At 62.0% G+C, this 24,981-nt stretch carries 19 protein-coding genes; 17 read left to right on the top strand and 2 right to left on the bottom strand.

Annotated features, from left to right (window positions below):
* The first annotated feature begins 150 nt into the window (after positions 1-150).
* The 17 genes from dksA to NPS46_RS21430 all read left to right on the top strand — a co-directional run bounded on the left by dksA (position 151) and on the right by NPS46_RS21430 (position 21,959).
* Positions 151-594 carry an RNA polymerase-binding protein DksA gene (dksA, locus tag NPS46_RS21510; protein WP_274110795.1) on the top strand — a complete coding sequence of 148 codons (444 nt, stop codon included), beginning with the start codon at positions 151-153 and terminating at the stop codon, positions 592-594.
* Positions 595-696: 102 nt separating this feature from the next.
* The gene (gene gluQRS / locus NPS46_RS21505) at positions 697-1,593 is read left to right on the top strand and encodes a tRNA glutamyl-Q(34) synthetase GluQRS (RefSeq protein ID WP_274110793.1); all 897 of its coding nucleotides are present in this window, start codon (positions 697-699) and stop codon (positions 1,591-1,593) included.
* A gap of 113 nt (positions 1,594-1,706) precedes the next feature.
* Complete coding sequence (locus NPS46_RS21500; protein WP_003176118.1) at positions 1,707-1,883, top strand: hypothetical protein; 177 nt, start codon at positions 1,707-1,709, stop codon at positions 1,881-1,883.
* On the top strand, positions 1,867-4,821 hold the full coding sequence (locus NPS46_RS21495; RefSeq protein ID WP_274110790.1) for a sensor histidine kinase: 2,955 nt from the start codon (positions 1,867-1,869) through the stop codon (positions 4,819-4,821). Before NPS46_RS21500 ends, NPS46_RS21495 begins: the two co-directional genes overlap by 17 nt.
* 22 nt (positions 4,822-4,843) lie before the next feature.
* The gene (locus NPS46_RS21490) at positions 4,844-6,277 is read left to right on the top strand and encodes a sigma-54-dependent transcriptional regulator (protein ID WP_274110788.1); all 1,434 of its coding nucleotides are present in this window, start codon (positions 4,844-4,846) and stop codon (positions 6,275-6,277) included.
* A gap of 746 nt (positions 6,278-7,023) precedes the next feature.
* Positions 7,024-8,418, top strand: coding sequence for a polynucleotide adenylyltransferase PcnB (locus NPS46_RS21485; protein ID WP_274110786.1), 1,395 nt, complete (start codon positions 7,024-7,026; stop codon positions 8,416-8,418).
* Positions 8,419-8,422: 4 nt separating this feature from the next.
* Complete coding sequence (gene folK / locus NPS46_RS21480) at positions 8,423-8,914, top strand: 2-amino-4-hydroxy-6-hydroxymethyldihydropteridine diphosphokinase (RefSeq protein WP_274110784.1); 492 nt, start codon at positions 8,423-8,425, stop codon at positions 8,912-8,914.
* A gap of 247 nt (positions 8,915-9,161) precedes the next feature.
* Positions 9,162-9,962, top strand: a complete 801-nt coding sequence (panB, locus tag NPS46_RS21475; protein WP_274110782.1) for a 3-methyl-2-oxobutanoate hydroxymethyltransferase — start codon at positions 9,162-9,164, stop codon at positions 9,960-9,962.
* On the top strand, positions 9,959-10,819 hold the full coding sequence (gene panC, locus NPS46_RS21470) for a pantoate--beta-alanine ligase (protein ID WP_274110780.1): 861 nt from the start codon (positions 9,959-9,961) through the stop codon (positions 10,817-10,819). The genes panB and panC overlap by 4 nt, the downstream gene beginning before the upstream one ends.
* A 107-nt stretch (positions 10,820-10,926) precedes the next feature.
* Positions 10,927-11,307 (top strand): aspartate 1-decarboxylase, encoded by a 381-nt coding sequence (panD, locus tag NPS46_RS21465; protein WP_274110778.1) that lies wholly within the window; start codon positions 10,927-10,929, stop codon positions 11,305-11,307.
* 203 nt (positions 11,308-11,510) lie between these two features.
* Positions 11,511-13,175, top strand: a complete 1,665-nt coding sequence (gene pgi, locus NPS46_RS21460) for a glucose-6-phosphate isomerase (protein ID WP_274110777.1) — start codon at positions 11,511-11,513, stop codon at positions 13,173-13,175.
* Positions 13,176-13,296: 121 nt separating this feature from the next.
* Entirely contained in the window at positions 13,297-15,234 is a 1,938-nt protein-coding gene (gene acs, locus NPS46_RS21455; RefSeq protein WP_274110775.1) for an acetate--CoA ligase, read from the top strand.
* Positions 15,235-15,282: 48 nt separating this feature from the next.
* On the top strand, positions 15,283-16,155 hold the full coding sequence (locus NPS46_RS21450) for an oxygenase MpaB family protein (RefSeq protein WP_274110773.1): 873 nt from the start codon (positions 15,283-15,285) through the stop codon (positions 16,153-16,155).
* 137 nt (positions 16,156-16,292) lie between these two features.
* Positions 16,293-17,474: an acetyl-CoA C-acetyltransferase gene (locus NPS46_RS21445; protein WP_274110771.1), complete on the top strand. Its 1,182-nt coding sequence runs from the start codon at positions 16,293-16,295 to the stop codon at positions 17,472-17,474.
* A 130-nt stretch (positions 17,475-17,604) separates the two neighbouring features.
* On the top strand, positions 17,605-18,621 hold the full coding sequence (locus NPS46_RS21440) for a class I SAM-dependent rRNA methyltransferase (RefSeq protein WP_274110770.1): 1,017 nt from the start codon (positions 17,605-17,607) through the stop codon (positions 18,619-18,621).
* A gap of 105 nt (positions 18,622-18,726) precedes the next feature.
* Positions 18,727-21,660, top strand: coding sequence for a DUF748 domain-containing protein (locus NPS46_RS21435; RefSeq protein ID WP_274110768.1), 2,934 nt, complete (start codon positions 18,727-18,729; stop codon positions 21,658-21,660).
* Positions 21,657-21,959, top strand: a complete 303-nt coding sequence (locus NPS46_RS21430; protein WP_274110766.1) for a DUF2845 domain-containing protein — start codon at positions 21,657-21,659, stop codon at positions 21,957-21,959. Before NPS46_RS21435 ends, NPS46_RS21430 begins: the two co-directional genes overlap by 4 nt.
* A gap of 170 nt (positions 21,960-22,129) precedes the next feature.
* Here NPS46_RS21430 and NPS46_RS21425 read toward each other — a convergent pair whose 3' ends face one another.
* A complete protein-coding gene (locus tag NPS46_RS21425; protein WP_274110764.1) occupies positions 22,130-22,483 on the bottom strand; it encodes a BON domain-containing protein in 354 nt (117 codons plus the stop codon).
* Between the two features lie 310 nt (positions 22,484-22,793).
* A complete protein-coding gene (gene pnp / locus NPS46_RS21420; RefSeq protein ID WP_274110763.1) occupies positions 22,794-24,899 on the bottom strand; it encodes a polyribonucleotide nucleotidyltransferase in 2,106 nt (701 codons plus the stop codon).
* Positions 24,900-24,981 lie beyond the last annotated feature (82 nt).

Below are 24,981 nucleotides of genomic sequence, written 5' to 3'. Positions count from 1 at the left end.
GCAGGCCCCACCGGTGCAGGCTCGACAACCGGGAGTGGCGTACCCCGATTCGATCTGGTAAGTTCGCCCGCTTGCAGCCGCAGGGCCGGCAGGTGTCGGTGATGGAGCAATCCTGCGCAATGGATTAGAAGAGTGAGAGGCGGTCCATTCATGCCCACCAAAGCAAAGCAACAGAGCAGCCAGTTGATCAGCGGCTTCGAACCCTACGTGGAAACCAAGGGCGAGGAGTACATGGGCGAGCCCATGCGCAAGCACTTCACCAAGATCCTGAACAAGTGGAAACAGGATCTGATGCAGGAAGTCGACCGCACCGTTGACCATATGAAGGATGAAGCGGCCAACTTCCCCGATCCAGCCGATCGCGCCAGCCAGGAAGAGGAATTCAGCCTCGAACTGCGCGCCCGCGACCGCGAGCGCAAGCTGATCAAGAAGATCGACAAGACCCTGCAACTCATCGAAGACGAAGAGTACGGCTGGTGCGAATCCTGCGGCGTCGAAATCGGCATTCGCCGTCTGGAAGCCCGCCCAACCGCCGATATGTGCGTTGACTGCAAGACGCTGGCGGAAATCAAGGAAAAACAGGTCGGCAAGTAATCACTTGGCCCACCCAACGAACGGGGCGTGAAAACGCCCCGTTTTCGTATCCGGCATTTGGCGCGCGCCATGAAGCCAGCCGTTTCCAGTAGTATCCGTACCATGAAAGCGTCCCCTCCTACCCCCTATATCGGGCGTTTCGCGCCCACGCCCAGCGGCCATCTGCATTTCGGCTCCCTGGTCGCCGCCCTCGCCTCCTATCTCGACGCCCGCGCCGTAGGCGGCCGTTGGCTGCTGCGCATGGAAGACCTCGATCCGCCACGCGAAGCGCCTGGCGCCCAGGCAGCGATCCTTCAAGCGCTGGAAAGCTACGGCTTTGAGTGGGATGGCGAATTGGTCCGCCAGAGCGAGCGGCATGAAGCTTATGCCCAAGAGCTCAATCGCCTGTTCAGCCTTGGCCTGGCCTATGCCTGCACCTGTTCACGCAAACAGCTGGAGCCCTACCACGGCATCTATCCCGGACTGTGCCGCAATGCCGGGCACGGGATGCACGACGCGGCGATTCGCCTACGCGTACCGGAGCTGGAATACCACTTTACCGACCGCGTGCAGGGCGAGTTCCGTCAGCACCTGGGCCGTGAGGTCGGCGACTTTGTGATTCGGCGCCGTGACGGCCTCTACGCCTATCAACTGGCGGTGGTGCTCGATGATGCCTGGCAAGGCGTGACCGATATCGTGCGCGGCGCCGACCTGCTCGACTCCACGCCGCGCCAGCTGTACCTGCAGGAATTGCTCGGGTTGCCGCAGCCGCGCTACCTGCATGTCCCATTGATTACCCAACCGGACGGCCACAAGCTCGGCAAATCCTATCGTTCCCCGCCGCTGGTCGCCGACCAGGCCACTGCGCTGCTGCTACGCGCCCTGCGTGCACTGGGCCAGCCGACCGACACCGACCTTGACGACGCCAGCCCGCGACAAGTGCTGGACTGGGGTATCCGCCACTGGGACGCCACCCTGATCCCACGTACCCCGACCCTGCCGGAAGCGGCACTGGTCTGACCCAGCAGGCAAGTGCAAGTGCCACTATCCGCAGCTGGCACTTGCAGGTTCGTATCCATCCGTTACCATCGCCGCACGTTTTCGGGCATGCGCACAATAAAAGAGAGGCCGGGATGTACATCTATCGTTTGGTCCTGCTCCTGGTAGTCGGGATCTATCTGTTCTCCCCGGCGATCATGGACTGGTGGATCGACGCGACAGGCGCCTGGTACCGACCTTATCTGCTCTGGCTGATTCTGATCGTGGTGACCTTTATCCTGCAGAGCCAAAAAGATGCCGATGAGCTTTAGCCTGACCCAGATGCTGCTGATCAGCGCCGCGTACCTGCTGGCCCTGTTCGGCGTGGCCTGGATCAGTGAACGCGGGCTGATCCCGCGCTCAATCATTCGCCACCCCCTGACCTACACCCTGTCGCTGGGCGTCTATGCCAGTGCGTGGGCCTTCTACGGCACCGTCGGCCTGGCCTATCAATACGGCTACGGCTTTCTGTCCAGCTACCTGGGGGTATCGGGCGCCTTTCTGCTGGCGCCGGTGCTGCTGTATCCGATCCTGAAAATCACCCGCACCTACCAGCTTTCGTCCCTGGCCGACCTCTTTGCGTTTCGGTTCCGCAGCACCTGGGCCGGGGCGCTGGCGACCATTGTCATGCTGGTGGGCGTGCTGCCGCTGCTGGCCTTGCAGATCCAGGCCGTTGCCGACTCAATCGCGATCCTGACCCGCGAACCCATGGAACACCGGGTGGCCCTGAGTTTCTGCGCGCTGATCACCCTGTTCACGATCTTCTTCGGCTCGCGGCATATCGCGACCCGGGAAAAGCACGAGGGCTTGGTCTTCGCCATTGCCTTCGAGTCGGTGATCAAACTGATCGCCATCGGCGGTGTCGGTCTTTATGCACTCTATGGTGTGTTTGACGGCCCGCAACAACTGGAACTCTGGCTGCTGCAAAACCAGACCGCACTTGCCGCGCTGCACACGCCCTTGCAGGAAGGTCCCTGGCGCACCCTGCTGCTGGTGTTCTTCGCCTCAGCGATCGTAATGCCACACATGTATCACATGACCTTTACCGAAAACCTCAATCCGCGCGCGCTGGTCAGCGCCAGCTGGGGCCTGCCGCTGTTCCTGCTGCTGATGAGCCTGGCCGTACCGCTGATTCTCTGGGCCGGCTTGAAGCTCGGCGCAACCACCAACCCGGAGTACTTCACCCTCGGTATCGGTATCGCCGCCAACAGCAAGGCCCTGGCCCTGCTGGCGTATGTCGGCGGGCTATCGGCGGCCAGCGGGCTGATTATCGTCACCACCCTGGCGCTTTCCGGCATGGCCCTTAACCATCTGGTGCTGCCGCTCTACCAGCCGCCCGCCGAAGGTAATATCTACCGCTGGCTTAAATGGACGCGCCGGGCGCTGATCGTCGCGATCATCATGGCCGGCTATGCCTTCTACCTGTTGCTCGGCGCCGAACAGGACCTGGCCAATCTCGGCATCGTCGCCTTCGTCGCCACACTGCAGTTCCTGCCTGGCGTGCTTTCGGTCCTGTATTGGCCGACGGCCAATCGCCGCGGCTTTATCGCGGGCCTGCTGGCCGGGGTGCTCGTCTGGTTGGTCACCATGCTGCTGCCGCTGATCGGCAATCTGCAGGGCTTCTATATTCCCCTGCTGAATATGATCTATGTACTCGATGACACCAGCTGGCATATGGCGGCGATTGCCTCGTTGGCGGCGAACGTACTGCTGTTTACTCTGGTTTCGCTCTTCACCAATGCCAGCCCGGAGGAAACCAGCGCCGCCGAAGCCTGCGCCGTGGACAACGTCCGCCGTCCGCAGCGACGCGAACTGCATGCCGCCTCCCCCCAGGAGTTCGCCACTCAACTGGCCAAGCCACTGGGCGCCAAGACCGCACAGAAGGAAGTAGAGCAGGCCCTGCGCGACCTCTATCTACCCTTCGATGAACGTCGCCCCTATGCCCTGCGCCGCCTGCGCGACCGCATCGAGGCCAACCTCTCGGGCCTGATGGGCCCCAGCGTGGCCCAGGACATGGTGGAAACCTTCCTGCCCTACAAGGCGGGCGGTGAGAGCTACGTCACCGAAGACATCCACTTTATCGAGAGCCGGTTGGAGGACTACCACTCGCGCCTAACCGGCCTTGCGGCGGAACTCGATGCCCTGCGTCGCTACCACCGCCAAACCCTGCAGGAGCTGCCGATGGGGGTCTGCTCCCTGGCCAAGGATCAGGAGATCCTGATGTGGAACAAGGCCATGGAAGAGCTCACCGGCATCGCCGCCCAACGGGTGGTCGGTTCGCGCCTGAGCACTCTGGTCGACCCATGGCGCAGCATGCTCCAGGGCTTTATCGACTGCCCCGATGAACACCTGCACAAACAACTGCTGAACATCGACGGCCAGACCCGCTGGCTCAATCTGCACAAGGCCGCGATCGACGAGCCGCTGGCACCGGGCAACTCCGGGCTGGTGCTGCTGGTCGAGGACCTGACCGAAACCCAAGCGCTCGAGGACAAGCTGGTGCACTCCGAACGCCTGGCGAGCATTGGGCGCCTGGCTGCCGGGGTAGCCCACGAGATTGGCAACCCGATCACCGGCATCGCCTGCCTGGCGCAAAACCTGCGTGAAGAACGCGAGGACGATGGCGAGCTGACCGAGATCAGCAGCCAGATCCTCGAACAGACCAAGCGCGTCTCGCGTATCGTCCAGTCGTTGATGAGCTTTGCCCACGCCGGCAGCCACCAGCACAATGACGAACCGGTCTGCCTGGCCGAAGTCGCCCAGGACGCCATTGGCCTGCTGGCCTTGAACCGGCGCAATTTCGAAGTCCAGTTCTATAACCTCTGCGACCCGGAACACTGGGTCGACGGCGATCCACAGCGCCTGGCGCAAGTACTGATCAACCTGCTGTCCAACGCCCGCGATGCGTCACCGGCCGGCAGTGCCGTACGGGTCAAGAGCGAAGCGGGCGAGCACACCGTCGACCTGATCGTCGAGGACGAAGGCAGCGGCATTCCCAAGAACATCATGGATCGATTGTTCGAACCCTTCTTCACCACCAAGGACCCGGGCGAAGGTACCGGTCTGGGCCTTGCGCTGGTCTATTCCATCGTTGAAGAGCATTATGGACAAATCACCATCGACAGCCCGGCCGATCCACAAAGCCAACGCGGCACCCGTATCCGGGTGACCTTACCGCGTCATGTCGAAGCGACGTCCGCTGTGAACTGAGACCGTCGAGAGAACCGAATCAATGCCGCATATTTTGATCGTCGAAGACGAAACCATTATCCGCTCCGCCTTGCGTCGTCTGCTGGAACGTAATCAGTACCAGGTCAGCGAAGCCGGCTCGGTGCAGGAAGCCCAGGAACGCTTCAGCATTCCCTCCTTCGACCTGATCGTCAGCGATCTACGCCTGCCAGGCGCTCCCGGCACCGAACTGATCAAGCTTGGCCAGGGCACCCCTGTGCTGATCATGACCAGCTACGCCAGCCTGCGCTCGGCGGTGGACTCGATGAAGATGGGCGCGGTGGATTACATCGCCAAACCTTTCGATCACGATGAAATGCTCCAGGCCGTGGCGCGGATCCTGCGTGATCGCCAGAACCCGCAAAACCAGGCGAACGAACGCAGCACCGGCAAGAACGGCGCGGCGGAGAAAGCCGGTATCGACAACAGCAACGGCGAGATCGGCATTATCGGTTCCTGCCCGCCGATGCAGGATCTGTACGGCAAGATCCGCAAGGTCGCCCCCACCGATTCCAATGTACTGATCCAGGGTGAGTCCGGCACCGGCAAGGAGCTGGTCGCCCGCGCCCTGCACAACCTGTCGCGCCGGGCCAAGGCCCCGATGATTTCGGTGAACTGCGCAGCGATTCCCGAGAGCCTGATCGAGTCCGAGCTGTTCGGTCACGAGAAAGGCGCCTTTACCGGCGCCAGCGCCGGCCGCGCGGGTCTGGTGGAAGCCGCCGACGGTGGCACCTTGTTCCTCGACGAAATCGGCGAATTGCCACTGGAAGCCCAGGCACGGCTGCTGCGCGTGCTGCAGGAGGGCGAGATTCGCCGCGTGGGCTCGGTTCAGTCGCAGAAAGTCGATGTCCGCCTGATCGCGGCCACTCACCGGGACCTGAAAGGTCTGGCCAAAGTCGGCCAGTTCCGCGAAGACCTTTATTACCGCTTGCACGTGATTGCCCTGAAATTGCCGGCATTGCGCGAACGTGGGGCAGACGTCAACGAAATCGCCAACGCCTTCCTGGCTCGCCAGAGCGCACGGATCGGGCGCGACGACCTGCGGTTCGCTGCCGATGCAGAGCAAGCGATTCGCCACTATTCATGGCCAGGCAACGTGCGCGAGCTGGAAAATGCCGTCGAGCGCGCGGTGATCTTGAGCGAGAGCCCGGAAATATCCGCCGAGCTCTTGGGTATCGATATCGAACTCAGCGACCTGGAAGACGATGAATTCATCGGCCTGGCACCGCAACAAGGTGGCGCCAACAGCACCAGCCACGAGCCTACCGAAGACCTGTCGCTGGAAGACTATTTCCAGCATTTCGTCCTCGAACACCAGGACCACATGACCGAGACCGAACTGGCTCGCAAGCTGGGCGTCAGCCGCAAGTGCCTCTGGGAACGCCGCCAGCGCCTGGGCATACCGCGGCGCAAGACCGGCGTTGCCAGCGAAAGCTGAGCAAGCACAGTCCGGTTAAGCTGCCTTCGCCCGCCGCTTAGCCGCCCAGGTAACACCAGTAGATGTGAAAAAACTGTTACCTCTACCATTTCACGTAACAAAAGCCGGGTCTTAAGGTAACGACAACCCGGCTTTTTTGTGCCTGAAATTTGCCCTAAAACCGCTCTACCTCCTGGTTTTACTGGGTCACGCAAAAGTTGGCACGGCTTCTGCTATATGTTCGGTACAAGAACAATAACAAGTACCGCACACCATAATAAAAACAAGACGAATCGACTCACGCACAATAAAAACAACACGGCGGAGGCGCAGCTAACTGATTCTTTTGGAGAGGCGTTGTATTTGGGGCTTGCCCCACGACCAGGCCGAGAACAACAAAAACTGCCCTAAGGCAGAGCCTGAACTGGTTGGACCCTAGGGTCACTGCAACACAGCGATCAAAGCAATCCGTTTGCTCTTATCTCCCGATTGGGAGGGTTCACGAAGGGAAACCTTGGTGACTAGGGCGATCAATAAAAACAAAAAGCCCGAACCCATAATAAAAATAGAGCACGCAACTACTTCTGGGGGAGCTTCGGCTCCCCTTGTAGTTTCCGCCGTTCCGGCCCCCTGCCCCGCTTGAACCCGCCACGTACAAATCGTACCGCGCAGCTTCCTACACCATCCCCCGACTAAATGCTAGAATCCCCGCCCATCATGCGGTCATTCTTCGTTATGGCCGAACATTCCTTCAAACAGTGCATCCCATGCTGAAGAAGCTGTTCCAGTCCTTCCGTTCTCCCTTGCGTCGTACGCAACACTTGCGCAGCACGCCTGAAGTGCTCAACAGCGGTCAGCATTCGCTGCAGCGAGCGCAGTTCAGCCGCTACGCGGTGAACATTGTTGAGCGCCTGCAGAACGCCGGCTACCAGGCCTATCTGGTCGGTGGCTGCGTGCGCGACATGCTGCTCAATATCACGCCCAAGGATTTCGACGTCGCCACCAGCGCTACCCCCGAGCAGGTCCGCGCCGAGTTTCGCAATGCGCGGATCATCGGCCGACGCTTCAAGCTGGTCCATATCCACTTTGGTCGCGAAATCATCGAGGTCGCGACCTTCCGCGCCAATCATCCGCAAGACGACGAAGAGGAAGACAGCAACCAGTCCTCGCGTAACGAGAGCGGACGCATTCTGCGCGACAACGTCTACGGCACCCTCGAAGACGACGCCCAGCGCCGCGACTTCACGATCAATGCCTTGTATTACGATCCGGTCAGCGAGCGCATCCTCGACTACGCCAATGGCGTTCACGATATTCGCAATCGCCTGATCCGCCTGATCGGCGATCCGACTCAGCGCTACCAGGAAGACCCCGTGCGGATGCTGCGGGCCGTACGCTTCGCCGCCAAGCTGAACTTCGGCATCGAAAAACACACCGCCCTACCGATCCGTGGCCTGGCGCCCATGCTGCGGGAAATCCCCTCGGCCCGGTTGTTCGAAGAGGTACTCAAGCTGTTCCTTTCCGGGTACGCCGCGGACACCTTCGAGATGCTCGTTGACCTGGAACTGTTCGACCCGCTGTTCCCAGCCAGTGCCGAGGCCCTCGAACACAACCCAACGTATACCCACACGCTGATCAGCGAGGCCCTGATCAATACCGACCTGCGTATCAAACAGAACAAACCGGTAACCCCGGCCTTCCTGTTTGCCGCCCTGCTCTGGCCCGCCCTGCCGGCTCGCGTACTGCGCCTGCAGGCACAAGGCATGCCGCCGATCCCGGCCATGCAGGAAGCCGCCCACGAACTGATCAGCGAACAGTGCCAGCGCATTGCTATTCCCAAGCGCTTCACCCTGCCGATCCGTGAAATCTGGGATATGCAGGAGCGCCTGCCGCGCCGCAGCGGCAAGCGTGCTGACGCGCTGCTGGACAATCCACGCTTTCGGGCCGGTTATGACTTCCTGCTATTGCGCGAAAGCGCCGGCGAGCAGACCGATGGCCTGGGCGAATGGTGGACGGACTACCAGGACGCCAATGACAGCGAGCGCCGCGAGATGATTCGCGACCTTGGCAGCAAGGACGACGGCGGCTCTGGTGCACCGCGCAAACGTCGACGCAGCAGCGGTGCCAAGCGCAAGCGTGGCGCGGACGGCGCAGGCGAGTAAACCGATGGAACGCATCTATATCGGCATGGGCAGCAACCTCGCGGAGCCGGCAGCGCAACTGCGCCACGCTCTCGCGGCCCTGGAGCAACTGCCTGAAACCCGGCTGGCGGGTGTTTCATCCTTCTACCAGAGCGACTCCCTGCTGCCCGGCCAGCCGCGTTACACCAACGCGGTCGCCGCCCTGGACAGCAGCCTTGAGCCACTGGCGTTGCTCGATGCCTTGCAAGCCATCGAAAACGACCAGGGCCGCGAGCGACTCGAGCGCTGGGGCCCGCGCACGCTGGACCTGGATATCCTGCTGTTTGGCGAGCGCCTGATCGATGAATCACGGCTCAAGGTGCCGCACTATCAACTGCACGCTCGCGCCTTTGTCCTCTACCCGCTGGCCGAACTGGCCGGCACCGATGTGTGCCTGGCCGACGGCCGGTGCCTGAGCGACCTACTCGCCGCCTGCCCCTTTGTTGGCCTGGAACGCATCGACGCTGCAGCGACCTGAGTGCCGACGCGTGCTGAATCGCATCCGTAACGCCGGTAACACTGCCAGCGTAACAAAGCGGTAACACACTCAATTGACTTCCAGAGTTCTCCTCACGACTATAGGCGTCCCGTTACCGCCCGAGCGGTACACCCGGGCGCAAATCAGGCCATAAAAGCATCGCCGAAGAGGGTGCGCCTGTATTTACCGATGAATCACGCGCGTTGCCCGCAGCAGTTTTCACAGCGCCTGACCGAGGATCATTTTCATGCCGGATATCACTCTGACCACCTTGCAGAGCCTCAAGCAGAAAGGCGAGAAGATCGCCATGCTGACCTGCTATGACGCCACCTTCGCCCACACCTGCTGCGAGGCCGGTGTCGACGTACTGTTGATCGGCGACTCACTGGGCATGGTTCTGCAAGGGCATGACAGCACGTTGCCAGCCACCACCGCTGACCTGGCCTACCACACGGCCAGCGTCAAACGCGGCAACCAGGGCGCACTGATCGTCGCCGATCTCCCATTCATGGCCTACGCCACCGTCGAACAGACGCTGAACAACAGCGCCCAGTTGATGCGGGCCGGCGCCCACATGGTCAAACTCGAAGGCGCCGCCTGGCTGGCCGACTCGATCCGCCTGTTGGCCGAGCGCGGTATCCCGGTCTGCGCCCATATGGGCTTGACCCCGCAGTCGGTGAACATCCTCGGCGGCTACAAGGTCCAGGGCCGCAATGAAGCCCAGGCCCGGCAGATGCGTGCCGACGCCATTGCCCTGGAGCAGGCCGGCGCAGCCATGCTGCTGCTCGAGTGCGTACCGCGCGAGCTGGCCCAGGAGATTACCCAGGCCGTGAAGATCCCGGTCATCGGTATCGGCGCCGGCAACTCGACCGACGGCCAGGTGCTGGTACTCCACGATATGCTGGGCCTGTCCCTGAGCGGCCGCGTGCCGAAATTCGTCAAGAACTTCATGACCGGCCAGAGCAGTATCCAGGCGGCCATCAGCGCTTATGTCGCGCAAGTCAAAGCGGGCACCTTCCCAGCCACCGAGCACGAGTTCAGCGCATGAATACCGTCAAGACCGTCCGTGAACTGCGCGCTGCCGTTGCGCGTGCGCGCAGCGAGGGCAAGCGCATCGCGTTCGTGCCAACCATGGGCAACCTGCACAGCGGCCACACCGCCCTGATCACCAAGGCCGCCCAGCGCGCGGACTTTGTCGTGGCGAGCATTTTCGTCAACCCGCTGCAGTTCGGCGCCAACGAAGACCTCAACACATACCCGCGCACCTTGGCCGCCGACCAGGAAAAACTGCTCCAGGCCGGCTGTAACCTCCTGTTCGCGCCCACCGTTGAGGAAATGTACCCCGACGGCATGAGCGGGCAGACCCGGGTCAGCGTGCCGCAATTGACCGATGGTCTGTGTGGTGCCAGCCGCCCGGGGCATTTTGAAGGCGTGGCGACCGTGGTCAGCAAGCTCTTCAATATGGTCCAGCCCGATCTCGCGGTGTTCGGCCAGAAGGACTACCAGCAACTGGCGGTGATCCGTGCGCTGGTCCAGGACCTGAACATGCCGGTCCAGATCATCGGCGAACCCACGGTCCGAGCCGAAGACGGCCTGGCATTGTCCTCGCGCAATGGTTTTCTCAGCCCCGAGCAGCGCGCGCTCGCCCCGCAGTTGTACCGCCATCTGAGCCAGATCGCCGAGGCCATTCGCCAGGGCGAGCGTGACTACCCCGCCCTGCTCGCCAGGCATAACCAGGCCATCGCCGACGGCGGCTTTCGCCCGGATTACCTGGAAATCCGCCACGCGATCAACCTCAACACCGCCGCTCCGGCAGACCGCGATCTGGTGATCCTGGTCGCGGCCTTCCTCGGCACGACACGCTTGATCGACAACCTGCATCTGAACCTCGACGAGCCGGCTTAACAGCCCGATTGCCCGGGCCTCTGGCTTCGGGCAAACTGCCGCCGCCCTGGAGGGCTGGCAGTGTGCCTGCGGCCTTCCGTTCGAGGATTCGACCGAGGAAGCACCCCATGCACGCCATCATGCTTAAAGCCAAATTGCACCGGGCGCAAGTGACCCACGCGGTGCTCGACTACGAGGGCTCCTGCGCCATTGATGGCGAGTGGCTGGACCTGGCCGGGATTCACGAGTACGAACAGATCCAGATCTACAACGTCGACAATGGCGAGCGTTTCACCACCTACGCCATTCGTGGCGAAGAAGGCTCGCGCATGATCTCGGTCAACGGCGCCGCCGCACACAAGGCCACCGTGGGCGACCGGGTGATCATCTGCGCCTACGCTCATTACAGCGAAGCCGAGTTGCTGAATTTCAAGCCACGCATGCTCTATATGGCACCGGGCAACGAACTGAGCCATACCAGCCATTCGATCCCGGTCCAGGTGGCCTGAGCCAGACGTACCGGCGGCAATGAAACCGAAGATTGGCGGTCAGACAAAGCGCAGACACAAACGTGCGCTAGGTTTACTGTAGTCGCGCCCACACAGCCCTGATAAGCCCCGTGGACGTTCCGGTTAGAGCCGAGCTTCAGCGCAGGACGTTTCGCAAGATCTCGTGTCCAAAAGGCAGTTCAAGTTAAAGGAAACCCGCAGCGATGGCGTACTACCGCACTCCTCATGACGTTACCGCTCTGCCCGCCTGGCAAGCGCTGAATCAACACCGCGAAAACATGCAGCACTTCAGCATGCGCGAGGCCTTCAATGCCGATCCGCAACGCTTCAATCAGTTCACCCTGAGCAGCTGCGGGTTGTTTCTCGATTACTCGAAAAACCTGATCACCAGCGAAACCCGCAACCTGCTGGTCGGGCTGGCCAACGAAGTCGACCTACAGGCCGCCATCAAGGCGCTGTTCGCCGGCGAACTGGTCAACGCTTCCGAAGGCCGCCCGGCCTTGCATACGGCCTTGCGCCGCCCGGTGGGCGACAAGCTGTCGGTCAATGGCGTCAACGTCATGCCGGATGTCCACAAGGTGCTCAACCAGATCACCGAGCTGGTGGGACGTATCCACGACGGTCTATGGCGCGGCTACACCGAGAAGCCGATCACCGATGTGGTGAACATCGGCATCGGCGGCTCCTTCCTCGGCCCGGAACTGGTGTCCGAAGCCCTGCTGTCCTACGCCCAGAAAGGGGTGCGTTGCCACTACCTGGCCAATATCGACGGCAGTGAATTCCACGAACTGTCGGCGAAAATTCGCGCCGAGACCACCCTGTTTATCGTCTCGTCGAAGTCCTTCAACACCCTGGAAACCCTGAAGAACGCCCAGGCAGCCCGCGCCTGGTACCTGGCCCAGGGTGGCTCGGAAGCCGAGCTGTACCGCCACTTTATCGCGGTCTCGAGCAACAACGCGGCAGCGGTGGCCTTCGGTATCCGCGAAGAAAACATCTTCCCGATGTGGGACTGGGTCGGCGGGCGCTACTCGCTGTGGTCGGCCATCGGCTTGCCTATCGCGCTCGCCATCGGCATGTCGAACTTCAAGGAGCTGCTGTCCGGTGCCTACACCATGGACCAGCATTTCCAAAACGCGCCGTTCGAACAGAACATGCCTGTGCTCCTGGCCCTGCTGGGCGTCTGGTACGGCAATTTCTGGGGCGCGCAAAGCCACGCGATCCTGCCGTACGACCACTACCTGCGCAACATCACCAAGCACCTGCAGCAGTTGGACATGGAATCCAACGGCAAGAGCGTGCGCCAGGACGGTTCGCCCGTGTCTACCGACACCGGTCCGGTGATCTGGGGCGGCGTCGGCTGCAACGGCCAGCACGCCTACCACCAGTTGCTGCACCAGGGCACCCAGCTGATTCCGGCCGACTTTATCGTGCCTATCGTCAGCTTCAACCCCGTGGCCGACCATCATCAGTGGCTGTATGCCAACTGTCTGTCGCAGAGCCAGGCCCTGATGCTCGGCAAGACCCGCGCCGAAGCCGAGAGCGAACTGCGCGAAAAAGGCCTGGCCGAAGCCGAGGTGCAAAAGCTCGCCCCGCACAAGGTGATCCCGGGCAACCGTCCGAGCAATACCCTGGTGGTCGAACGCATCAGCCCGCGTCGCCTGGGTGCGCTGGTCGCGCTGTATGAACACAAGGTGTTTGTCCAGAGCGTGATCTGGGGCATCAACGCCTTCGACCAATGGGGCGTGGAACTGGGCAAAGAGCTGGGCAAAGGCGTCTACAACCGCCTGACCGGCAGTATCGAAGAGCCGGCCGACGACCCGTCGACCCAGGGCCTGATCAACTATTTCCGCGGCCGTCACCGCGGTTGACCCTCCTCTCGCGAGCGGAACAGGCCGTCTGTATCTGCTCGCGTTAACGCCCCCCTCTTGAACCCTCACGCTGCTGGGCGCACCCTTAGGACTTGTCGCAGAACAAGAACAAGGAACCGCCATGTTCGATATCCGCACATTTCCCCACGCCGACGCCGTACGCCAGGCCGCTCAACTGAGCCACGACGACTACCTGCGTCTCTATCGCCAATCCATTGAACAACCCGATACCTTCTGGGCCGAGCAGGCCACGCGCTTTCTCGACTGGTCCAGACCCTGGGACCGCGTCCAGCAATGGGACCTGAAGACCGGCGAAGCCCGCTGGTTCGAAGGCGCGCAATTGAATGTCAGCTACAACTGCATCGACCGTCATCTCGCCGAGCGCGGCGACCAGATCGCCCTGATCTGGGAAGGTGACAACCCGAGCGAATCGGCGCAAATCACCTACCGAAAACTCCATCACAACGTGTGCCGACTGGCCAATGTGCTGAAAAGCCGGGGCGTAAAGAAAGGCGATCGGGTCTGCATTTACATGCCGATGATTCCCGAAGCCGCCTACGCCATGCTCGCCTGCACACGGATCGGCGCCGTGCATTCGGTGGTCTTCGGCGGTTTTTCCCCCGACTCCCTGCGTGACCGGATCCTCGATGCCGACTGCCACACCGTGATTACCGCCGATGAGGGCGTGCGCGGCGGCAAATACGTCGCCCTCAAGCACAATGTCGACAAGGCGCTGCACAGCTGCCCAAAGGTCACGACGGTGCTGGTGGTCGAACGGACCCAGGCCGATGTGAGCTGGGTGGAAGGCCGCGATATCTGGTATCACCAGGCCATGCAGTCGAGCAGCGGCGACTGTCCGCCCGAGCCCATGGCCGCCGAGGATCCGCTGTTTATCCTCTACACCTCCGGCAGCACCGGCAAACCCAAGGGCGTGCTGCACACCACCGGCGGCTACCTGCTGCAAGTGACGATGACCTTCCAGTACGTGTTCGACTACCGCCCTGGCGAAGTCTTCTGGTGCACCGCCGATGTCGGCTGGGTTACAGGCCACAGCTACATCGTCTATGGGCCGCTGGCCAATGGCGCCACCAGCCTGATCTATGAAGGTGTGCCCAACTACCCGAGTCCCGCGCGTTTCTGGGAAGTGATCGACAAACACCAGGTCAATATCTTCTACACCGCGCCCACCGCCCTGCGCGCCCTGATGCGCGAAGGACCCCAGCCGCTCCAAGGCACTTCGCGTGAAAGCTTGCGCCTGCTGGGAAGCGTCGGCGAACCCATCAACCCGGAAGCCTGGGAATGGTATTTCCATCAGGTCGGCAAACAGCGCTGCCCCATTGTCGATACATGGTGGCAGACCGAAACCGGCGGCATCATGATGACGCCCCTGATCGGCGCCAGCCGGGTCAAGCCCGGGTGCGCCACCCAGCCGATGTTTGGCGTACAGCCGGTGCTGCTGGACGAGCAGGGCCAGCTCATCGAAGGCGCCGGCAGTGGCGTACTGGCCATCAAGGCCAGTTGGCCTGGACAGATACGCAGCGTGTATGGCGATCCACAGCGGATGGTCGAGACCTACTTCAAGCCTTACCCCGGCTATTACTTCACCGGCGACGGGGCGCGCCGCGACGAGGATGGCGACTACTGGATCACCGGGCGGATCGACGATGTGATCAACGTCTCCGGCCATCGCATCGGCACCGCCGAGGTGGAAAGCGCCCTGGTGCTGCACGACAACATCGCCGAAGCCGCCGTGGTCGGTTATCCCCACGACCTCAAGGGCCAGGGAATCTATGCCTTCGTCACCCCCATCAAAGGCATCGAACCCAGCGAAACGCTTAGAAAAGAACTGTTGGCCCATGTCAGCCAGGAAATCGGTAGCTTCGCCAAGCCGGAACTGATCCAGTGGGCATCCGCCTTGCCCAAGACCCGTTCAGGCAAGATCATGCGTCGTATCCTGCGCAAGATTGCCTGCAATGAACTGGACAGCCTGGGCGACATCTCGACGCTGGCCGATCCCAGCGTCGTCGAAGGACTGATCGACAAGCGCCTCAACCGTTGACCCCTGGCGGCGAAGTCTCGGCTTCGCCGCCTTACTGCCCGAGTTCTCATGGAATTTATCCGCCACCGCATTGAAACCCAGATCATGAGCCTGACGGGCCTGTCCCTCGGCCAACTCGACCTGGAAAACCCCAAGGGCGACCCCGGACTGTTCGGGCCGGACTCGATCAGTTGGCAGGTGCACGGCGATTTCAGCAGCATGCTGATCGGCGGCATCAGCGCCCTGATGTTGCAGGCCCTGCATCCACTGGCGCTGGCCGGCGTATGGGACCACTCGAATTTTCGCGAAGACATGCTCGGCCGCCTGCGTCGCACCGGGCAGTTTATTTCCGGCACCACCTTCGGCTCGACCCGCGATGCCGACTGGCTGATCGACAAGGTGCGCACCATTCACCTGCAAGTGACCGGCACCGCCGCGGATGGCCGTCCCTATGCCGCCAGCGACCCGCAGTTGCTGACCTGGGTGCATGTGGCCGAGGTCAGCAACTTCCTCGCCGCCCACCTGCGCTATCGCAACCCTGGCCTGTCGCCTGCCGACCAGGACCGTTACTACGAGGAAATCGCCGTGGTCGCCGAGCGCCTCGGCGCCCGGGATGTCCCGCGCTCGCGCCAAGCCGTGGCCGACTACCTGCAAGCCATCCGCCCGCAACTGCAGTGTGATGAACGCAGCCGTGAAGTCCTGCGCCTGCTCCTGGCCGCCCCGGCCCCCAGCCGCCTGGCCAAGCCCTTCGGCGCCCTGATGATGCAGGCCGGCATCGACCTGCTGCCCGACTGGGCCAGCGCTCAACTCGGCCTGTCGCAAAGCCCGCTGCAACGGCAGATGATCCGCGCCAGCGTCAAACGCAGTGCGCCGCTGTTGCGCTGGGCCGTGCGCAATGGCTCGGTGCATCGCGCACGGCGACGTATGGGCCTGCTGAGCTAAGCCGCAGAGCAGACTCGTCGAACACATTGCGACCGCTCGGTTCACGATTGGAGCCCGCGGCGAATTGTATGCAAACATGCGCCCATTCGCGGTCGGTGCTCGCGCTGACCGTCGCCCCCTGACCTTGAGGACCCGCCATGCAAGATGTCGTAATTGTCGCCGCTACCCGTACTGCGGTCGGTAGCTTCCAGGGTTCGCTGGCCACTGTGCCGGCGGTCGAGCTCGGCGCCGCCGTGATCCGCCAACTGCTGGCCCAGACCGGCCTCGAGGGGGCCCAGGTCGACGAAGTGATCATGGGCCAGGTGCTGACCGCCGGCGCCGGGCAAAACCCCGCACGCCAGGCCGCGATCAAGGCCGGCCTGCCGTTTGCCGTACCGGCCCTGACCCTGAACAAGGTCTGCGGCTCGGGGCTCAAGGCCCTGCACCTGGGCGCCCAGGCCATTCGATGCGGCGACGCCGAGATCATCATCGCCGGCGGTCAGGAAAACATGAGCCTGGCCAACTACATCATGCCCGGCGTGCGCACCGGCCTGCGCATGGGCCATGCCCAGGTCATCGACAGCATGATCAGCGATGGCCTGTGGGATGCCTTCAACGACTATCACATGGGCATTACCGCCGAGAACCTGGTGGCCAAGTACGACATCAGCCGCGAAGCCCAGGACGCTTTTGCGGCCGCTTCCCAGCAAAAAGCCGTGGCCGCCATCGAAGCCGGGCGCTTTGTCGATGAAATCACCCCGGTCCTGATTCCCCAGCGCAAAGGCGACCCGCTGGCCTTCGCCACCGACGAGCAGCCGCGCGCCGGGACCAGCGCCGAATCCCTGAGCAAACTCAAGCCGGCCTTCAAGAAGGACGGCAGCGTCACGGCCGGCAATGCCTCGTCCCTGAACGACGGCGCGGCGGCGGTCCTGCTGATGAGCGCCGCCAAAGCCAAGGCCCTGGGCCTGCCGGTACTGGCAACAATCGCCGCCTATGCCAATGCCGGCGTTGATCCGGCCATCATGGGCATCGGCCCGGTCAGCGCCACACGCCGTTGCCTGGACAAGGCCGGCTGGAACCTGGGCGACCTGGACCTGATCGAAGCCAACGAAGCCTTCGCCGCCCAGGCCCTGGCGGTTGGCCAGGAGCTGCAGTGGGATGCCAGCAAGGTCAACGTCAACGGTGGTGCCATTGCCATCGGCCACCCCATCGGCGCCTCAGGCTGCCGCGTGCTGGTGACCCTGCTGCATGAAATGCTCAAGCGCGACGCCAAAAAAGGCCTGGCAACCCTGTGCATCGGCGGTGGCCAGGGCGTGGCCCTGGCTCTGCAGCGGGACTGATCGGCGCCTCTGCCTGACAGCAGTGAACCGGCTCGCGATCGAGGCCCTGCATACGGTCCTCGATCAAGAGCAGGTCCGCGCGCCCTGGTCTGATAAACTCTCGCGCCCGATCCCACCCAAGGCGCCGTGCATGTCCTCCTTGAATCAGGCGCTGCGCGCCGCCCTCGACCAACGCCAGGCGCTGCTTGCCGAACTGCATCAGCAGGACACCGACTGCTATCGGCTGTTCCATGGTAGCCAGGAAGGTTGTGGCGGCCTGACCATCGACCGCTATGGCCCGCAACTGCTGGTGCAGAGCTTTCACCAGACACTGGAGCGCGAAGCCCTACTGGCGTTGCACGGCCAGGTCAATGCCCATCTGGGCCTGGATCTGCTGCTGGTCTACAACGACCGCTCGCGTGGCAACTCGCGCATCGACCGCGATGATCCGGTCTACCGCGCCGAAGACGCCGCACTGGTCGATCTGGTCGGCCGGGAATGGGGCTTGAACTACCGCGTCCGCGGCCGCCACCCTGGCCAGGACCCCCTGCTGTTCCTCGACCTGCGTGCCGCTCGCGGCTGGGTCAAGCAACACAGCGCCGGGAAAAGCGTGCTCAACCTGTTTGCCTATACCTGCGGCGTCGGCCTGAGCGCGGCCGCTGGCGGTGCGAGCGAGGTGTGCAACGTCGACTTCGCCGAAGGCAACCTGGCCGTGGGTCGCGAGAACGGGAGGCTGAATCCCGCGCTGCCGACCATGGACTTTATCCAGTCGGACTACTTCCCCGCCATCCGCCAACTTGCCGGCTTGCCGATTACCCAGCGCCGTGGCCAGAAGCTGCCCAGCTACCCACGACTGGACCCGCGCCAATACGATCTGGTTCTGCTCGACCCGCCCGCCTGGGCCAAAAGCGCCTTCGGCACGGTCGACCTGCTGCGCGACTATCAGAGCCTGCTCAAACCAGCCCTGCTCGCCACCGCGGACAACGGCGTGCTGATTTGCTGCAACAACCTGGCAAAAGTCGCCATGGACGATTGGCGTGAGCAGGTCCTGCGCTGCGCCGAGAAAGCCGGACGTCCCGTACGGGACTGGCAGGTACTCGTGCCTGCCGCCGACTTTCCGTCGCAGGATGGCCAACCACCGCTGAAGACCTTGATTCTTCAGCTATAAACCTACCTGGATAGGCACGTCAGGCGAATAGCGCCAGGGTGTTTCGCAACCGCCAAGGCGTGCCATACTCCAGAGCATCTGTGACCGAGAGAGACGACGCCTCACATGCCCAAAGGATTGATACGCGCCCTCGGCGCCTTGCTGACCGTCCTCGCGCTATATAGCTTGCTGGGATTTCTTGTTTTGCCGGGCATCGCCCTGCGCATCGCCAACCAGCAACTGGCGAACTACGCCACGGTGCCCGCCCGCATCGAGCGCCTGGAGCTCAACCCCTTCAGCCTGGAGCTGACCCTCTGGGGGCTGAATATCGGCGAACCGGGCAAGGAGCAGATCGCCTTCGAACGGCTCTACGCCAACCTGCAAATCGATAGCCTGTGGACCCGAGCCCTGCACCTGGCCGATGTCCAGCTGGACAAGCCGCGCACCGAACTCCTGTTCGGCAAGGACGGCAAACTCAACCTCGCGCAGCTGTTCAAACTGCCGGCCAGCGAACCCACGCCGGCCAACCCGGACAGCCAACCGTTTCCCCTGCGCATCGACCACATCAAGCTGGCCGGCGGCTACCTGCATTTTGAAGACCTGCGCCCTAGCGAGCCCATCGAATTTCTCTACGACGCCCTGGACCTGGAGCTGAAAAACCTCAGCACCCTGCCCGAGGACAACGCCGACATGACCCTGGTCGCGGCCGGGCCCGAGGGTGGGCGCATCGACTGGACCGGCAATCTCAGCCTGGTCCCCATCGCCTCCGAAGGCACACTGAAGGTCACCGACGGCAAAATGAAAGCCTGGTGGCCCTATGTACGCGATGCGGTGCCGCTGGTCCTCGAAGAGGGCGTCCTGAGCTTCAGCACCGACTACAAGCTCAACCTGGCCAAAGAAACCGAGATGCTGCTCAGCAACACCTCGGCCAGTATCGCGCCCTTTGCCATCAATGCCCCGGATGGTCGCCCGCTGGCGCGGCTGGAACGTCTGGACGTCAGCGAGACCACGATCGACCTGGCCAAACAGCACGTTATCGTCGGCAAAATCCGCAGCCAGAAGCTGGAAACCTGGGCCGGCCTTGAGGCCGATGGCCAACTCGACTGGCAGAAGCTGTTCGCCAGCCAGCCAGCCAAGCCTGCTGCGAAGGACGCCGCCAAGGAAGAGCCACCGGCCACTGCCGACACACCGCCCGCCGAGCCCGCGGCTCCGGCCAAGCCCTGGCAGGTGCTGCTCAAGGATGTACAACTGCGCGACTATCGCGTTCACTTGGCCGACCGCTCGGCCAAGCCTGCCGTCGCCCTGGATGTCGGCCCGCTGAACCTGGATCTGCAGAACTTCGACAGCCTCAATCAGTCACCCTTTACCCTCAAGCTCGACAGCGGCGTGGGTAAACAGGGCAAGGTCAGCGCCACGGGCGAGGTCAATCTCGCCCCGGTCAGTGCCCAGCTCAAAGTCACCACCCGGGACATCGACCTGCGTGTCGCCCAGTCCTATATCAGCCCCTTTATCCGCCTGGAACTGCGCAGCGGCATGCTCGGCAGCGATCTGGACGTCAACCTGAAAAGCACCGAACCCCTGGCACTGAGCGTGACCGGCCGGGCCCAGGTCGATCAGTTGCACACGCTGGACACCCTCAAGACCCGCGACTTCGTCAAATGGCAGAAGCTGGTGGTCGAAGGCTTGAGCTATCAACATGGCAACAGCCTGTCGATTGACCGCGTCAACCTGTACCAGCCCTATGCACGCTTTATGATCAACGACGACCGCACCACCAACGTCGATGACCTGTTGATCCCGCAACCGGCCGGCAACAGCAAGGGCTCGGCCAAAAGCGCACCGGCCAATGACAAGCCGCTGGCCATTCATATTGGCGGCATTGCCATCAATGACGGCTCGGCCAACTTTGCCGACTTCAGCCTGACCCCCAACTTCGCCACCGCCATCCAGCAACTCAACGGCCAGATCGGCACCATCGACAGCCGCCAGGCCAAGCCGGCCAGCGTCGATATCAAGGGTAAAGTCGACCGCTATGCGCCGGTGACCATCAAGGGTGCGCTCAACCCCTTCGACCCCATGGCAAGCCTGGATATCGCCACCAGCTTCAAGCGTGTCGAGCTGACGACCCTGACGCCCTACTCTGGCAAGTTCGCCGGTTATCGCATCCGCAAGGGCCGCCTGAACCTCGACCTGCACTACCTGATCACCCAGGGCCAGCTCAAGGCCGAGAACAAGGTGGTGGTCGAGCAACTGCAACTGGGTGAGAAGGTCGACAGCCCGGATGCGGTGGACCTGCCGATCAAACTGGCAATCGCCCTGCTCAAGGACAGCGATGGCAAGATTTCCATCGAGCTGCCGATTTCCGGCGACCTTAACAACCCGCAATTCAGCGTGATGCCTATTGTCTGGCAGACCCTGCGCAACCTGGTGGTACGCGCGGCCACGGCGCCCTTCAAGTTTATCGGCGGCCTGGTCAGCGGCGGCGATGCCCAGGACCTGGGCACGGTGTCCTTCGCCCCCGGCTCCAGCGAGCTGAGCAAGGACGCCCAAGCAGCGCTGACGACGCTGGCCGCTGCTTTGAAGGAACGTCCCAACCTGCGCCTGGAAATCGAAGGCACCAGCGCCCAGGCCGTCGACGGCCCGCTGATTGCCCAGCAGCGCCTGGAGCGTGAGTACCAAAGCACCTACTACAAGATGCTCCAGCGCCGTGGCGACAAGGTCCCGGCCCAGGCGTCCTTGCTGCAGGTCCCGGAAGACGAGAAGGCGCCGATGCTCGAGGGCATCTATCGCGCGCGCCTCAAACAGCAACCACCGGCCGAGTGGACGCAGCTCAGTCGTGACGAGCGCACAGCCAAGCTGCGTGAAGGCGTGCTCAAGTCGTGGAGCGAAAGCACGCCGCTGTTGCGCCAACTCGGGCAGGATCGGGCCAGCAGTATCAAGGACTTCCTGGTCGACCAGGGCCAACTGGATGACGACCGCGTCTACTTTATCGACGCGACCCTTGGCGAGGCCGAAAGCGACGGCCGGGTGATCACCCCCCTGCACCTGGACAGCGAATGAGCCTACTACCGCGCCTTATCCTGAGCCTTGGCCTGGGGCTGACAGCGCTGGCGACGCAGGCCGCCGATACCTTGCGTTGCGGCAGCCAACTGGTCAGCTTTGGCGACCGCGCCTCGGAGGTCCTGCGCAAATGTGGCGAGCCGCGGTTCAGGGATACCATCGGCTACAAGCGCAGCGCCAACTGGCGCGAGGAAGTCCAGGTCGAGGAGTGGGTCTATGGACCCACCAATGGCATGTACCAATACCTGCGCTTTGAAGGTAACCGCCTGGTCAATATCGATAGCAAGCGCGGTAACTGAACCAGCCGCCCCTTTTCCCCTTCCCAATAGAACAGGCCCCGACGCAAAGCATCGGGGCCTGTAATGGCTACATCCTTGTGGCCTTTCGCATGAACCTTCAGGGCCGCTGAGCAGACAACTCTGTTATCTGCCCGGCAACCGACTCCCGGTTCCGGCGAGTGAGATCCTGGTTATTCGGATTTCAGCCCATCAGCCGATACGGCTTTCACACCTTTGACTTTCTTGGTGATGGCCACTGCCATCTCTTTCTGGGCATCGGTGATCGCGACGGTGGAGGACAGGGAAACCACGCCTTTGTTGGTTTCTACTTTGATATCAGTGCCTGGAATGCCTTTCTCGGTAACCAGGTCAGCTTTGACCTTGGTGGTGATCCAGGTGTCAGAGGTCGCTTCCTTGGCCTTGGTGACTTCACCCGTGGCAACCATCAGCGGTGCCTGAGAAGCCGGCTGGGCAGCAAACGCTGCGTTAGCCATGGTCAGGGTCAGAGCAGTAGCAGTTGCGGCAGCGATAGCGAACTTCTTCATACGAGTAACTCCTGTTCTTCTGGAAAGCCTGCGCCGTGTCCTGGCCGCAGGGTTAACCGTACTATTGCAGGCGCCGTGCCAATCTTTTTATAAAATTAAATACTTTAAAATCAATAACTTACAAACACACCCAAAATTGCTGATCGTGCACTTTGCATGACCCCTCGGCAATCGGCATGCAAGTTGCAGTATTTGCGACGGTCATTTCCCCGCACGCCCAACAGTGATTCGCCACGCAATGACGGCTGATTGGCACGCCCATAAAAAAAGGACCCCGAAGGGTCCTCTCTCTAGCGCGGCTAAGGGGTCGTTAAACGCCCGAAGCCTTGGCTGCTGCAACGTCTTTGATCGACAGCTTGATACGGCCGCGGTTGTCCACGTCCAGTACCAGTACTTCGACTTCCTGGCCTTCTTTCAGGATGTCGGTCACTTTCTCAACGCGAGCATCGCTCAGCATGGAGATGTGAACCAGACCGTCCTTGCCCGGCAGGATGTTGACGAAGGCACCGAAGTCAACGATACGCTCGACCTTGCCGATGTAGATCTTGCCGATCTCGGCCTCAGCGGTGATACCCAGTACGCGCTGGCGAGCTGCCTCTGCCGCTTCCTTGGTTTCGCCGAAGATCTTGATCGAACCGTCGTCTTCGATATCGATCGAAGCCTTGGTTTCTTCACAGATCGCGCGGATGGTGGCACCGCCTTTACCGATGACATCACGGATCTTGTCGGTGTCGATCTTCATCGCGATCATGGTCGGAGCGTTTTCCGACAGTTCGGTACGCGACTGGGCAATGATCTGGTTCATCTGGCCGAGGATATTCAGGCGCGCTTCCAGGGCTTGGCCCAGAGCGATCTCCATGATTTCTTCGGTGATGCCTTTGATCTTGATGTCCATCTGCAGTGCAGTAACGCCCTGGGCGGTACCCGCAACCTTGAAGTCCATGTCGCCCAGGTGGTCTTCGTCACCCAGGATGTCGGTCAGGACAGCGAACTTCTCGCCTTCCTTGACCAGGCCCATGGCGATACCGGCAACCGGCGCTTTCATCGGTACACCAGCGTCCATCAGTGCCAGGGAGGCACCGCAAACCGATGCCATCGAGCTCGAACCGTTGGATTCGGTGATTTCCGAGACCACGCGGATGGTGTACGGGAACACGTCGGCGGCTGGCAGCATGGCCTGAACCGAACGACGGGCCAGACGGCCGTGACCGATCTCGCGACGACCCGCGCCGCCCATACGGCCACACTCACCCACCGAGAACGGCGGGAAGTTGTAGTGCAGCATAAACGGGTCTTTTTTCTCGCCTTCCAGGGTGTCCAGCAGCTGTGCATCACGGGCAGTACCCAGAGTTGCAACGACCAGAGCCTGAGTCTCGCCACGGGTGAACAGCGCCGAACCGTGAGTCTTGGGCAGCACGCCGACTTCGATATTCAGCGGACGCACGGTGCGGGTGTCACGGCCATCGATACGCGGCTTGCCGTTAACGATGTTTTCGCGAACGGTGCGGTATTCGATCTCGCCGAATGCGGCTTTGACGTCGGCAGCCGAAGGCTGGCCTTCTTCACCGGACAGTTTGGCAACGACCTGGTCTTTCAGCTCGCCCAGACGCGCGTAACGGTCGGCTTTGACAGTAATGGTGTAAGCCTGGGAGATCGCTTCACCGAACTCGGCACGGATCGCGCCCAGCAGTGCGGTGGCTTCCGGGGCAGCAGCCCAGGTCCAGGTTGGCTTGGCCGCTTCGGCCGCCAGTTCTTTAACGGCGTTGATCACGACCTGGAATTCGTCGTGAGCAAAGAGTACCGCGCCCAGCATCTGGTCTTCGGTCAGCTCTTTGGCTTCCGATTCAACCATCAGTACGGCTTCCGAAGTACCGGCTACGACCATGTCCAGGCTCGAAGCTTTCTGTTGTTCGTAAGTCGGGTTCAGCAGGTAGCCGGTGCTTTCATGGAAAGCCACGCGAGCGGCGCCGATTGGGCCGTCGAAAGGAATGCCGGAGATCGCCAGGGCAGCCGAAGTACCGATCATCGCAGCGATGTCCGGATCGGTTTTCTTGCTGGTGGAAACCACGGTGCAGACAACCTGCACTTCGTTCATGAAACCTTCTGGGAACAGCGGGCGGATCGGACGATCGATCAGGCGCGAAGTCAGGGTTTCTTTTTCGGAAGGACGGCCTTCACGCTTGAAGAAGCCGCCAGGGATCTTACCGGCAGCGTAGGTTTTTTCCTGGTAGTGCACGGACAGAGGGAAGAAGCCCTTGCCCGGATCAGCTTGCTTGGCGCCAACTACAGTCACCAATACGCTGACGTCGTCGTCAACAGTGACCAATACTGCGCCGGAGGCCTGACGGGCGATACGGCCAGTCTCGAGGGTGACGGTCGACTGACCGAACTGGAATTTTTTGATTACCGGGTTCACGGTGTCCTACCTTCTTTGTGGCTCTTGGGGGAACTGGTTTCTTGCGAATTCTTGGGCAGTGCCGGGATTCGGCCCGACTTCG

Origin of the sequence: Pseudomonas putida (genome assembly GCF_028682395.1) — a bacterium.
GTDB classification, from domain to species: Bacteria; Pseudomonadota; Gammaproteobacteria; order Pseudomonadales; family Pseudomonadaceae; genus Aquipseudomonas; species Aquipseudomonas putida_AB.
This window is presented reverse-complemented; position numbering and strand designations above follow the sequence as displayed.